General features: G+C 55.1%; 13 protein-coding genes. 11 read left to right on the forward strand and 2 right to left on the reverse strand.

Features of this window, described 5'->3' with window-relative positions; genetic code table 11:
• Positions 1–50: 50 nt before the first annotated feature.
• From WM46_RS21565 to ubiA, 4 genes are all read left to right on the forward strand, one after another.
• Positions 51–1,376 carry a maltoporin gene (locus WM46_RS21565; RefSeq protein ID WP_061075587.1) on the forward strand — a complete coding sequence of 442 codons (1,326 nt, stop codon included), beginning with the start codon at positions 51–53 and terminating at the stop codon, positions 1,374–1,376.
• Positions 1,377–1,568: 192 nt separating this feature from the next.
• Complete coding sequence (gene malM / locus WM46_RS21570) at positions 1,569–2,513, forward strand: maltose operon protein MalM (protein WP_061075586.1); 945 nt, start codon at positions 1,569–1,571, stop codon at positions 2,511–2,513.
• Positions 2,514–2,693: 180 nt separating this feature from the next.
• Positions 2,694–3,191, forward strand: coding sequence for a chorismate lyase (gene ubiC / locus WM46_RS21575; protein ID WP_061075585.1), 498 nt, complete (start codon positions 2,694–2,696; stop codon positions 3,189–3,191).
• Between the two features lie 12 nt (positions 3,192–3,203).
• Positions 3,204–4,076: a 4-hydroxybenzoate octaprenyltransferase gene (gene ubiA, locus WM46_RS21580; protein ID WP_061075584.1), complete on the forward strand. Its 873-nt coding sequence runs from the start codon at positions 3,204–3,206 to the stop codon at positions 4,074–4,076.
• Positions 4,077–4,202: 126 nt separating this feature from the next.
• On the opposite strand, the gene plsB is transcribed toward ubiA, so the two are convergent.
• The gene (gene plsB / locus WM46_RS21585) at positions 4,203–6,623 is read right to left on the reverse strand and encodes a glycerol-3-phosphate 1-O-acyltransferase PlsB (protein ID WP_102603285.1); all 2,421 of its coding nucleotides are present in this window, start codon (positions 6,621–6,623) and stop codon (positions 4,203–4,205) included.
• A 170-nt stretch (positions 6,624–6,793) separates the two neighbouring features.
• Between plsB and WM46_RS21590 the strand changes: the two genes are divergently transcribed.
• From WM46_RS21590 to WM46_RS21605, 4 genes are all read left to right on the forward strand, one after another.
• A complete protein-coding gene (locus WM46_RS21590) occupies positions 6,794–7,162 on the forward strand; it encodes a diacylglycerol kinase (RefSeq protein ID WP_042999034.1) in 369 nt (122 codons plus the stop codon).
• A gap of 122 nt (positions 7,163–7,284) precedes the next feature.
• Complete coding sequence (gene lexA, locus WM46_RS21595; protein ID WP_042321072.1) at positions 7,285–7,893, forward strand: transcriptional repressor LexA; 609 nt, start codon at positions 7,285–7,287, stop codon at positions 7,891–7,893.
• A gap of 85 nt (positions 7,894–7,978) precedes the next feature.
• Entirely contained in the window at positions 7,979–9,304 is a 1,326-nt protein-coding gene (gene dinF, locus WM46_RS21600) for an MATE family efflux transporter DinF (RefSeq protein ID WP_102603286.1), read from the forward strand.
• A gap of 130 nt (positions 9,305–9,434) precedes the next feature.
• Complete coding sequence (locus tag WM46_RS21605; protein ID WP_061077940.1) at positions 9,435–9,644, forward strand: CsbD family protein; 210 nt, start codon at positions 9,435–9,437, stop codon at positions 9,642–9,644.
• A 76-nt stretch (positions 9,645–9,720) separates the two neighbouring features.
• Here WM46_RS21605 and zur read toward each other — a convergent pair whose 3' ends face one another.
• Positions 9,721–10,236 carry a zinc uptake transcriptional repressor Zur gene (gene zur, locus WM46_RS21610; RefSeq protein ID WP_042321076.1) on the reverse strand — a complete coding sequence of 172 codons (516 nt, stop codon included), beginning with the start codon at positions 10,234–10,236 and terminating at the stop codon, positions 9,721–9,723.
• 292 nt (positions 10,237–10,528) lie between these two features.
• On the opposite strand from zur, the gene traF reads away from it, so the two are divergent.
• The 3 genes from traF to pspG all read left to right on the forward strand — a co-directional run bounded on the left by traF (position 10,529) and on the right by pspG (position 13,221).
• Positions 10,529–11,764 carry a conjugal transfer protein TraF gene (gene traF, locus WM46_RS21615; RefSeq protein WP_225622846.1) on the forward strand — a complete coding sequence of 412 codons (1,236 nt, stop codon included), beginning with the start codon at positions 10,529–10,531 and terminating at the stop codon, positions 11,762–11,764.
• An 85-nt stretch (positions 11,765–11,849) separates the two neighbouring features.
• A complete protein-coding gene (gene dusA / locus WM46_RS21620; protein WP_102603288.1) occupies positions 11,850–12,845 on the forward strand; it encodes a tRNA dihydrouridine(20/20a) synthase DusA in 996 nt (331 codons plus the stop codon).
• A gap of 133 nt (positions 12,846–12,978) precedes the next feature.
• A complete protein-coding gene (gene pspG, locus WM46_RS21625; RefSeq protein ID WP_044257370.1) occupies positions 12,979–13,221 on the forward strand; it encodes an envelope stress response protein PspG in 243 nt (80 codons plus the stop codon).

Genomic DNA, 13,221 nt, shown 5'->3' on the forward strand with positions numbered 1-13,221 from the left:
AAACCCTACGGTGAAGCGTTCAAAGAAAAGCAATGATCTCAGGAGATAGAATGATGATTACTCTGCGCAAACTCCCCCTGGCGGTTGCCGTCGCAGCAGGCATTATGTCTGTTCAGGCAATGGCAGTGGATTTCCATGGTTATGCTCGTTCCGGTATCGGCTGGACGGGTAGTGGCGGCGAACAACAATGTTTCCAGGCAACCGGTGCTCAAAGTAAATACCGTCTTGGTAACGAATGTGAAACTTACGCGGAAATTAAACTGGGCCAGGAAGTCTGGAAAGAGGGCGATAAGAGCTTCTATTTTGACACCAATGTTGCCTACTCCGTGGCACAGCAGAATGACTGGGAAGCTACCGACCCGGCATTCCGTGAAGCTAACGTACAGGGTAAAAACCTGATCGACTGGCTGCCGGGCTCCACCATCTGGGCAGGTAAGCGCTTCTATCAGCGTCATGACGTTCACATGATCGACTTCTACTACTGGGATATCTCAGGTCCAGGCGCCGGTATCGAAAATATCGATCTGGGCTTCGGTAAACTGTCTCTTGCTGCCACCCGTTCTCAGGAAGCTGGCGGCTCTTATATCTTCAGCAGCAATGATATTTATAACCGTTACAAAGACACCGCGAACGATGTTTTCGACGTGCGTTTAGCCGGTCTGGAAACGAACCCGGACGGCGTGCTGGAGCTGGGTGTTGACTACGGTCGTGCGAACAAAACTGACGGTTACAGCTATGCCGACGGCGCCACTAAAGATGGCTGGATGTTCACCGCTGAACATACGCAGAGCATGCTGAAAGGCTACAACAAGTTTGTCGTTCAGTACGCCACCGATGCAATGACGACTCAGGGTAAAGGGATCCCGCAGGGTTCCTTCACGGGTAACAGCTACAACCCTGATACGGGAATTGGCGTCGTTAACAACGAAATCAACAACAACGGTAGTCTGGTGCGCATCCTCGACCACGGTGCAATCTCTCTGGGCGACCGTTGGGACCTGATGTACGTCGGTATGTATCAGGATATCGACCGTGACGATAACAACGGGTCAACCTGGTACACCGTAGGCGTACGTCCGATGTTCAAATGGACACCGATCATGAGCACCCTGATGGAAGTCGGCTACGACAACGTGAAGTCTCAGCGTACCGACGACACCAACAACCAGTACAAAATCACCCTGGCGCAACAGTGGCAGGCTGGCGACAGCATCTGGTCCCGTCCGGCTATCCGTGTCTTCGCGACCTACGCGAAGTGGGATGAGAAATGGGGTTACGACAACGGCATCGCCTACAGCGATACCAGCGCGCATACCTTCAGCCGTGGAGACAACGATGAGTGGTCCTTCGGTGCTCAGATGGAAATCTGGTGGTAATCCAGCACTAACCTGACGTAACGAGGGGCGAAAGCCCCTCCCAAACTGCTGCAATGCCCGATGGCGCAAGCTTATCGGGCCTACGGCACCAGTTTGTAGGCCCGATAAGGCGTCCGCCGCCATCCGGCATAATCTGGTTTAGCGCGCTATTGCCTGGCCACCGCTGAACCCATGCTTTCTGAGGTGATAACAATGAAAATGAAGAAAAGTCTCGTCGCCCTTTGTTTATCCGCAGGGTTAGTTGCCAGCGCGCCGGGTATCAGCCTGGCTGACGTTAACTATGTGCCGCAAAATACCAGCGCGGCACCCGCCATTCCGACCGCAGCGCTCCAGCAGTTAACCTGGACGCCGGTTGACCAGTCAAACACGCAAACGACACCGCTTTCGACCGGCGGTCAGCGTCTTGATGTCGCGGGCATCTCCGGTCCGGTTGCCGCTTACAGCGTGCCGGCGAACATCGGGGAGCTAAACATAACGCTCACCAGCGAAGTGAACAAACAAACCAGCGTCTTTGCGCCCAACGTCCTGATCCTCGATCAGAACATGACGCCTTCTGCGTTCTTTCCCAGCAGCTATTTCACCTACCAGGAACCGGGCGTGATGAGCGCGGATCGTCTGGAAGGGGTGATGCGCCTGACGCCAGCGCTGGGCCAGCAGAAACTCTATGTTCTGGTCTTTACGACCGAGAAAGATCTCCAGCAGACCACCAAACTGCTGGATCCAGCGAAAGCCTATGCCAAAGGCGTGGGTAACTCTGTTCCGGATATTCCGGATCCGATCGCCCGCCATACCACCGACGGCCTGCTGAAGCTGAAAGTGAAAACCAACAGCAGCTCCAGCGTGCTGGTAGGGCCGCTGTTTGGTTCTTCCGGCCCTGGTCCGGTGACGGTGGGCAATACCGCTGCGCCTGCACCGACCTATGCTGCACCGGTTGCCGCGCCGGTGGCTGCACCTGCGCCCGCGAAGAAAAGCGAGCCGATGTTGAACGACACCGAAAGCTACTTTAACAAAGCGATTAAAGACGCCGTTGCCAAAGGCGACGTTGATAAAGCGCTGAAACTGCTTGATGAAGCTGAACGTCTGGGATCAACATCTGCCCGTTCCACCTTTATCAGCAGTGTAAAAGGCAAGGGGTAATCTTCTCCCCACATTGCTGATTTGCAACAACTGGTGCGTCATCTGGCGCACCTTTTTTTTAGCATTTCCTGCGACTTGTTACACTTCTGTTGCGCAACAGATCACTTAATTATGTTTCCATCTTCCGTAAGCGTTTTTCTGCGATACAATGCCTTTCAGTTATGAAACGGAGAGTCAGGCATGTCACACCCCGCGTTAACGCAACTGCGTGCGCTGCGCTATTTTGAAGAGATTCCCGCCCTGGATCCAGAACAGCTCGACTGGCTGCTACTGGAAGATTCCATGACAAAACGTTTTGAGCAACAGGGAAAACGGGTCACGGTGACCCTGATCAGGGAGGGATTTGTCGGTCAAAATGAGGTGATGGAAGAGCTGACACGACTGCCAAAAGAATCCCGCTACTGGCTGCGTGAAATCCTGTTATGTGCCGATGATGAACCCTGGCTGGCTGGACGCACCGTGGTGCCTGAATCCACGCTGTCCGGCCCCGAACTGGCCTTACAAAACTTAGGCAAAACCCCGCTGGGGCGTTATCTGTTTACATCATCGACGTTGACCCGAGATTTTATTGAGATTGGTTGTGATGCCGGGCTGTGGGGACGTCGTTCCCGCCTGCGACTGAGCGGTAAGCCGCTGATGCTGACCGAACTGTTTTTACCTGCATCGCCGTTGTACTAAGAGGAAAATAAAATGGAGTGGAGTCTGACGCAAAATAAGCTGCTGGCGTTTCACCGCTTGATGCGTACGGATAAGCCCATCGGCGCCTTATTGCTACTCTGGCCGACGCTGTGGGCACTGTGGGTGGCAACCCCTGGCGTCCCTCAAGGGTGGATCCTGGCGGTGTTTGTCGCCGGGGTCTGGCTGATGCGTGCCGCCGGATGCGTGGTCAATGACTATGCCGATCGAAAATTTGACGGGCACGTAAAACGTACGGCGAACCGCCCATTGCCCAGCGGCGCGGTGACGGAGAAAGAGGCCCGGACGCTGTTTGTCATACTGGTGGTGCTCTCTTTCCTGCTGGTGCTGACGCTCAATACCATGACCATTCTGCTGTCGATTGCGGCACTGGCACTGGCGTGGGTCTATCCGTTTATGAAGCGCTACACTCACCTGCCGCAGGTGGTGCTGGGGGCGGCGTTTGGCTGGTCGATCCCGATGGCCTTTGCGGCGGTGAGTGAGTCGGTACCGTTGAGCTGCTGGCTGATGTTCTTGGCCAATATCCTGTGGGCAGTGGCCTACGACACGCAGTACGCGATGGTTGATCGCGATGACGATCTGAAAATCGGTATTAAATCGACGGCCATTCTGTTTGGCGAACATGACAAGCTGATCATCGGTATCTTGCAGGTAGCGGTGCTGGCGCTGATGGCGCTGATTGGCTGGCTAAACGGCCTGGGGCTGGGCTATTACTGGTCTGTGCTGGTCGCTGGCGCGCTGTTTGTTTATCAACAGAAACTGATTGCCAACCGCGAGCGCGAAGCCTGCTTTAAAGCGTTTATGAACAATAACTACGTCGGGCTGGTGCTGTTCATTGGTCTGGCGATGAGTTACTGGCACTTATAAAGCATCTTGCCCGATGGCGCTGCGCTTACCAAACCGTAAGCTGATGTAGGCCGGATCAGGCGGAACGCCGCCATCCGGCAATCTGACATAAAAAAAGCCGGTCATGTTGACCGGCTTTTCTATGTATTACTCGCCCTGCGTGGCGCTCTCGATGGTGAGGCGTACATCCGACGTGATGAGTTCCGCCAGCATCTGATACACCTTCATCGTTTCGCCCGGCTCCGCATCGCCGGTATCGCTGATGTAACCCTCGTCACGCAGGGTCAGCACCAGTGAGCTGAACACTGCCTTGTCGAAGAATTCCGGCGCGTTAATACCGTGCAGCACGGACAGACGCTGCGCCACGGTGCGGCTCTCTTTCTCCAGCGTCCCGCGGTTGATCGACGGGTTGGCGCTCAGCAGCCAGAAGGTAATGGCATAACGCTGCAGCGTTTCGCGCGCGCCCGCCGCCAGCAGTTGCAGCGTGCGGGAGTGGGCCGGATTGATATGCAGCTCATTATCCTGAACGGTAATCAGCCCCTGACGCTGCATTTCAGCCGTCAGCGCGTCAATCACGTCTGTCAGCTCATCGCGCTCCCAGCGCAGGAACAGCTCGGCTTTCAGCATCGGGTAGAGCACATCAACGTGTTGCAGCAGCGCTTCGCGGGAAATATGACGATGCTGGGTGACAATCGCTGCCATCAGCGACGGCAACACCAGCATATGCGCGATGTTATTGCGATAGTAGGTCATCAGCACCGCCTGCTCGCGCGGCAGAATGATGATATCGCCAATGGTATCCTTCTCGACTTCGAATTTGTTCATCTGCAACGCGTGATCGATAAGATCGCTGGCGCTGACAGACGGCACGGTCGAATCAGAGGAATACGGTACATTGCGCATTAGATCCAGGTAACAGTTGAGCTGCTCGGTCAACTGTTCGCGGGTCAGCGAACGCTGGCGAGAGGCTAGCAGCGCGGTGCAGCACAGGTTCATGGCGTTCGCCGCCCCCGCGTTGTTAATACGCACCATCAGCTCAGCCGCAATCCCGTTCACCGTCGGCGTCAGCCAGGCCGGACGCACTGCTTCGATGGGATCGATAGACTCGCGCCACTCCGGCACGTGGTGATTCAGGTACGTCATCAATGGCATTGGCTCGCCAAAGTTTACGTAGCCCTGACCGAGATTACGCAGCTTGCTCAGACCACGCAGCATCTGCGGCAGACTCTCTTTCTCTTTGGTCGCACCGCGCAGCTCTTTGGCATAGGTTCCCACTTCCATCACGTGCTCGTAACCGATGTAAATCGGTACCAGGGTGATCGGGCGGGTGCCGCCGCGCAGCATCGCCTGGATAGTCATCGACAGCGTGCCGGTTTTTGGGTCCAGTAAACGGCCGGTACGGGAACGACCGCCTTCGACAAAGTATTCAACCGAGTAGCCGCGGCTGAACAGCTCGCCCAGATACTCACGGAAAACGGTGGAATAGAGCTTATTGCCCTTAAAGGTACGACGAATAAAGAACGCGCCCAGACGGCGGAAGATCGGGCCTGCCGGCCAGAAGTTCAGGTTGATACCCGCAGCGATGTGCGGCGGCACCAGCCCCTGGTGATAGAGCACGTAGGAGAGCAACAGATAGTCCATGTGGCTGCGGTGGCAGGGAACATAAACAATTTCGTGCCCGTCGTGCGCAAGTTGGCGAACGCGTTCTGCGTTGTGAACGTTAATCCCCTGATACAGCCGGTTCCAGGTGAAGCCCAGAATACGGTCGGTCAGGCGAATCATCTCGTAAGAGAAGTTGGCGGCGATCTCTTCCATCAGCGCAATGGCGTTTTGCTGCGCCTTTTCATGGGAGATTTTCTTGCTGCGCGCTTCGTCTTCTACCGCGCGGGCAATCGCTTTGGAGGCCAGCAGTTTGTTGAAGAGATCCTGACGCGCAGGTAAACGCGGCCCCACAGCGGCCAGGCGCTGACGGGCGAAGTGCATACGCGCCACGCGAGCCAGTTTCTGCGCAATGGTTTTATCCGTGCCGTGCTCATCGGCCATTCGGCGCAGAGAGACGGAAGGCGAGAAGCGAACAAAGCTGTCGCGGCCCAGCCAGGAGACGGCAAAGAATTTCTGAATGCCGTTAAGCATGCGCAGCGGCGGGTTAACCTCGCCCTTTTCACGACCCGGAGAGCGTCCAAACATCACCGACACCGGCACCATTTGCACATCCAGATCCGGATTGCTGCGATGCAGGTCGAGGTAGTTATGGAACAGCTTGATGGACTCCTCTTTCGGCGTGTAATAGGTGAAGACACGCGGTCCGCCGTGAATGAACACATAGCGCGGCAACTGTGTGCCATCGATCTCCAGTGGTTCTAACGGGTCGGGGAGATCGTGCGCCAGACATTGTGCGCGCAGCGTCAGCAAGTCCGCTTTGGAGTTGTACGGTAAAACGTACATAATTGGACGAGAGGTATCGAGTCCCAATTCCGGGGCAGGATCCGCCGGAATAGACTTGCTTTTTACCAGTACGCTTAATGGTAAATTCAGGATTTTGTAGTAAATTCGTGGCCAGCCGGACATAAACGATGTAAAGCCTCTGGTTAATAATGCAATTGCGTTGCAAGGATATCAGAAAGTCATGTGAATTTCTGGTCTATCCCGTCATACTTCGCGCCGCGTTGCCCTGACTCGAATTACATGAGTTAACAAGACAATGTCATTGACGCCAATAATGCAAAAAGGTTCTTTTAATGGCTAATAATACCACTGGATTCACCCGAATTATCAAAGCTGCAGGCTATTCCTGGAAAGGTTTTCGCGCCGCGTGGATTAACGAGGCCGCGTTCCGTCAGGAAAGCGTGGCGGCGCTGCTGGCCGTGGCTATCGCCTGCTGGCTGGACGTGGATGCCATTACGCGCGTTCTGCTGATCGGCTCCGTTATGCTGGTCATGATTGTTGAAATCCTGAACAGCGCCATCGAGGCGGTAGTGGATCGTATCGGCTCTGATTATCACGAACTTTCCGGACGCGCAAAAGATATGGGGTCGGCGGCGGTGCTGCTTTCTATCATTGTGGCGTTGATCACCTGGGGACTCCTGTTGTGGCCACATTTTCGCTAACGTTTTTCGACCCTGATTCCATAACAGGCTAAATCTGCTGTCGAATGTGCAGTTTGTGGTTCCAAAATCACCTTTAGCTGTATATACTCACAGCATAACTGTATATACACCCAGGGGGCGGAATGAAAGCGTTAACGGCCAGGCAACAAGAGGTGTTTGATCTCATTCGGGATCACATCAGCCAGACAGGTATGCCACCGACGCGTGCGGAGATCGCACAGCGTTTGGGGTTCCGTTCCCCAAACGCGGCTGAAGAACACCTGAAAGCGCTGGCACGTAAAGGGGCGATTGAAATCGTCTCCGGCGCTTCTCGCGGCATTCGACTGCTGCAGGAAGAAGAGGAAGGGTTACCGCTCATCGGTCGCGTTGCGGCGGGCGAACCACTGCTGGCGCAGCAGCACATCGAAGGCCATTATCAGGTGGATCCGTCTTTGTTTAAGCCGAACGCCGATTTCCTGTTGCGCGTCAGCGGAATGTCGATGAAAGACATCGGCATTATGGATGGCGATCTGCTGGCGGTACATAAAACCCAGGACGTGCGTAACGGCCAGGTGGTTGTGGCGCGTATCGACGATGAAGTGACGGTCAAGCGCCTGAAAAAACAGGGCAATAAAGTTGAGTTACTGCCCGAAAACAGCGAATTTAAACCTATCCTGGTTGACCTTCGCGAACAGAATTTCACCATCGAAGGATTGGCCGTTGGCGTCATCCGTAACGGTGAATGGCTGTAGTATTCCTGTAGGCCGGATAAGGCGTTTACGCCGCTATCCGGCGCTCTCACCACTCTCGTTATGACCTCTTCTCAGGCTCGTCCCCATGCCGTTTTTTGCTTCTGCTGACAAAGCGCTCTGGCGTCTCGCCTTACCGATGATTTTCTCCAATATCACCGTTCCGCTGCTGGGACTGGTGGATACGGCGGTCATTGGTCACCTGGACAGTCCCGTGTATCTCGGCGGCGTGGCGGTGGGCGCAACCGCAACCAGCTTTCTGTTCATGCTACTGCTCTTCTTACGTATGAGTACCACCGGGCTGACGGCGCAGGCGTTCGGCGCGAAGAATCCTCAGGCGCTGGCGCGGGCTCTGGTGCAACCGCTGATCCTGGCGTTGGGCGCAGGGGCATTGATTGCGATTTTCCGCACGCCGATTATCGACCTGGCGCTACACATTGTCGGCGGCAGCGAAGCGGTGCTGGAACAGGCAAGGCGATTCCTGGCCATTCGCTGGCTGAGCGCGCCGGCGTCGCTGGCGAATCTGGTTCTGCTCGGCTGGTTACTGGGCGTGCAATACGCGCGTGCGCCGGTGATCCTGCTGATTGTCGGCAATATCCTGAACATTGTGCTCGACCTCTGGCTGGTCATGGGGCTGCATATGAACGTGCAGGGGGCCGCGCTGGCGACGGTGATTGCGGAATATGCGACGTTGCTGATCGGTTTGTTGATGGTGCGTAAGGTCTTGCACCTGCGTGGTGTCTCTCTCGCCATGCTCAGGCTGGCCTGGCGTGGAAACTTTTGTCGCCTTCTGGCGCTCAATCGCGACATCATGCTGCGTTCGCTGCTGCTGCAGCTCTGTTTTGGCGCCATCACCGTGCTGGGGGCCAGACTGGGTAGCGATATCATCGCCGTGAACGCCGTGTTGATGACGTTGCTGACGTTTACGGCCTATGCGCTGGATGGTTTTGCCTACGCCGTGGAGGCGCATTCCGGTCAGGCCTATGGCGCCCGCGACGGCAGTCAGTTGCTGGAGGTCTGGCGCGCGGCGTGCCGTCAGTCAGGTATTGTCGCACTGCTGTTCTCACTGGTTTATCTGCTCGCGGGCGAACAGATCGTCGCGCTGCTGACATCACTCCCGCAAATCCAGCTACTGGCCGATCGCTATCTGCTCTGGCAAGTGATTTTGCCGTTGGTCGGCGTCTGGTGCTATCTGTTGGATGGTATGTTTATCGGCGCAACGCGGGCGGCTGAAATGCGTAACAGTATGGCGGTCGCGGCTGCTGGGTTTGCGCTGACGCTGTTGGCGCTCCCTGTGTTGGGTAACCACGGTTTGTGGTTGGCGCTGGCGGTTTTCCTGGCGCTGCGCGGACTGTCATTAGCCTGGATCTGGCGGCGGCACTGGCGGAACGGAACCTGGTTTGCGGCTTCGTGATGGTTAAAGATTCTGAATAGTGAATTGAACCCAGAACCTATGACTACACTTAATCTCACGTCCAGCAGAAAATGAACGCAGTTGGGCGGTTTACTCTCACTATTCACAGCCTGATAAAGAGGACCTTATGATGAATAAAGACGAAGCCGGCGGTAACTGGAAACAATTTAAAGGTAAAGTGAAAGAGCAGTGGGGCAAACTGACCGATGACGATATGACAGTCATTGAAGGTAAGCGTGATCAACTGGTCGGTAAGATTCAGGAACGTTATGGTTACGCGAAAGACCAGGCGGAGAAAGAGGTCGATAGCTGGGAAAAACGCAACGACTATCGCTGGTAAGCCACCCTCATACCCGTGGTACAAGGATGTACACCCCTCTGTTTGCTTCGGGCGGCATAGCGTGCCGCCCACTTCCTTAACGGGGTTTCTTTTTAACCTGAATCGAATGATCGTGCTGGCACTCGCCAGGGTGACGGCAGGCTTCTACTTCCACGCAGGCTGAACATAATCCGTGTGCTTCAATCACATTGTGGCGCAGGGCAAATCCCATCTTCGCCGCCAGCGTATGCATGATGTCTTCCACGCCCTCCGCACACTCTTCTTTCACCGCGCCACAGCGGTCGCAGATAAACATCGCGGAAGTATGCGTTGGCTGATCGAACAGGTAGCACAATACGTAGCTGTTAGTGGATTCAACCTTATGCACAAACCCTTGTTCAAGCAGAAAATCGAGTGCGCGATAGACCGTTGGCGGCTTGGCCTGCGGTTCGGATTCACGCAGCAGGTCGAGCAGATCGTACGCGCTAATTGCGCCTTCCTGTAGACTCATCAGACGCAACACTTCGAGGCGCTGTGGGGTCAGGCGCACATTGCGTTGCGCGCACAGTTTTTCAGCTTGCGCCAGCAACTCTTGCGTTGTGGTCTTTTCCATTGGGCACCTCGGATCGCGTTGAGTAAGAAAACCCTCACTTTATCATGTTCTGGGAGAAACGCCGAGTTCCAGGCCGGAACGTTAAATCGCCTGCTAATCTTTCCCTGATTTACAAACTCTTCTATATATATTGAGGCAAATCACAAAAATAAATGCCCCAACATTAAAATGACAGGGGCAAAACAGGCGACTTTTTCCTTGTTAATCACAGCAATGCTCCAACTCTGTCCGGTTGATACTGGCAGAGACAATTTTCACCTGCGAATAAAATGGGCTTACTGTGAATAAAAATTTGAATCTTTTGGTGGTGGCGATAACGGGCTCGCTGTTGGCGTCTCAAACAGCGAGTGCGGCAAATTCCTGGACAGAAGCGCGGAATGACGCGATGGGCGGAACAGGCGTGGCGTCGGCAAATTATGGCAGCGGTGTCCTCATTAACCCGGCATTGTTGGCGAAGTCACAGCCGGATGATGACATTACGGTGATCTTCCCGGCTATCGGTGGACAGATTTCCGACAAGGATAATCTGCGCGATAAGATTGATGATGTCACCGACGACGTTAACCAATACCGCCGTTCTCTGGACAATATCAATCCCCTCGATCTCTTTGTTCCCGGCAGCGCAGGCTACCGGCAAGTGTCAACTGCCGCAGGCGATCTGGCCGACCAGCTTGAATCCCTGAAAGGGAAAACGGCCAGTGCGAAAGCCGGAGGTGGGCTTGCAGTAAGCATTCCGAACGATGTGTTAGCCGTGGCCTTTGTGGCGAAAGCCAACGCCCGCGCCCGTGTGAGTTCCTCTATCGATCAAGGTGACATTGACACGCTACGCGGCGTTGAAGCGGTGCCATCCAGCATCCTGGCGGTGGATCCCGATAACCTGAAGTCAAAAGGATTTGGCCGTGCCGCTATCGTCTCTGATTACGGTGTGGCGGTGGCGCGACAGTTCGAACTGGGCGGCGTACCGGTCTCGGTTGGCGTGACGCCGAAGCTGCAAAAGACCTGGCTCTATAACTACACGGTCTCGATTTATGATTTCAACAGCGACGACATTAACAGCAGCCGTTATCGCAACGATGACACCGGCTTTAACATGGATGCCGGTCTGGCTGCGGACTTCGGTGAACACTGGACGGTTGGCCTGAGCGGGCAAAACCTGTTCTCTCGTGATATTGACACAAAAGAGGTGGCGGGCGTTCGTGACACTTACCAGATTCGCCCGCTGGTCACCGCTGGCGTGGCGTGGCAAAACGATCTGCTGACGCTGAGCGCAGACGGTGATCTGACCGAAACTAAAGGCTTCAAAAGCGAGGAAAACTCACAGTATGTCGGCGTTGGCGCGGAAGTCCGGCCGCTCGACTGGCTGGCCGTCCGCGCCGGTTATCGTGCTGACGTGAAGGACAATGACAGTAATGTCTTCACTGGCGGCGTCGGGTTTGCCCCGTTCAATCGCGTACATCTTGATTTGATGGGACTGTATGGCGAGGACGAAACCTGGGGCGCAGGCGCGCAGGTCAGCGTGACGTTCTGATGAGTGATAACCGGAGGCATTACGTCTCCGGTTATGCCTGTGCTATAGTAGCGCCCCCAATTCACCAGATGCTCAAAAAATCACCATGTTACCAGAATCACAATCTGCCTTTCCGGCTCACCGTTTTTCCATCGCGCCTATGCTCGACTGGACGGACAGACACTGCCGCTACTTCCTGCGCTTGCTGTCTCGCCAGGCGCTGCTCTATACCGAGATGGTGACGACGGGGGCGATTATTCATGGCAAGGGAAATTATCTGGCGTACAGCGAAGAAGAGCATCCGGTGGCCCTGCAACTGGGCGGTAGCGATCCGGCAGCGCTGGCGCACTGTGCGAAGCTGGCTGAAGCGCGCGGCTATGACGAGATCAACCTCAACGTCGGTTGTCCGTCCGATCGCGTACAAAATGGCATGTTTGGCGCCTGTCTGATGGGGAATGCGCTACTGGTGGCAGATTGCGTGAAGGCGATGCGTGACGTGGTGTCGATTCCGGTGACGGTGAAAACCCGCATTGGTATTGATGATCAGGACAGTTACGAATTTCTTTGCGATTTCATCAATACGGTGTCTGGTCGCGGTGAGTGCGAGATGTTCATCATCCACGCCCGTAAGGCCTGGCTCTCCGGGTTAAGTCCGAAGGAAAACCGTGAGATCCCGCCGCTGGATTATCCGCGCGTTTATCAGTTAAAACGCGACTTCCCACAACTGACGATGTCCATCAACGGCGGGATTACGTCGCTGGAAGAGGCGAAGGTGCATCTCGAGCATATGGACGGCGTGATGGTGGGGCGCGAGGCTTATCAGAATCCGGGGATCCTGGCTTCTGTCGATCGCGAAATATTTGGCTCCTCAACCGCGGATGCCGATCCGGTTGCGGTGGTGCGGGCCATGTATCCCTATATCGAACGCGAACTGAGCCAGGGCACGTATCTTGGCCATATTACACGCCATATGCTGGGGCTGTTTCAGGGGATCCCGGGGGCGCGCCAGTGGCGTCGCTACCTGAGCGAAAACGCCCATAAAGCCGGTGCCGATGTCAATGTGCTGGAGCATGCGCTGAAGTTGGTGGCCGATAAGCGTTAGATTTTCACTAAAAGTTAGTCAATTTCACCACGCCCTGCAAAAGTTTGCGGGGTGTTTTGTTGATAAATCAATAAATTACGTTTGGCATGATTTTTGTAATGGTCTTAGCAGGAATTCATTATGGGAGAGCATCATGCTGGAACTACTTTTTGTGCTTGGCTTCTTTATCATGCTGATGGTCACCGGCGTCTCGCTGTTGGGCATTCTGGCCGCGCTGGTTGTCGCCGCATTCGTGATGTTCCTTGGCGGCATGTTTGCGCTGATGATCAAACTGTTGCCGTGGCTGCTGCTGGCTGTTGCAGTAGTGTGGGTGATTAAGGCGATTAAATCGCCAAAAATCCCACAATATCAGCGCAATAACCGTTGGCGTTACTAA

This window comes from Citrobacter freundii complex sp. CFNIH2 (genome assembly GCF_002880615.1).
Taxonomy (GTDB): domain Bacteria; phylum Pseudomonadota; class Gammaproteobacteria; order Enterobacterales; family Enterobacteriaceae; genus Citrobacter_A; species Citrobacter_A amalonaticus_F.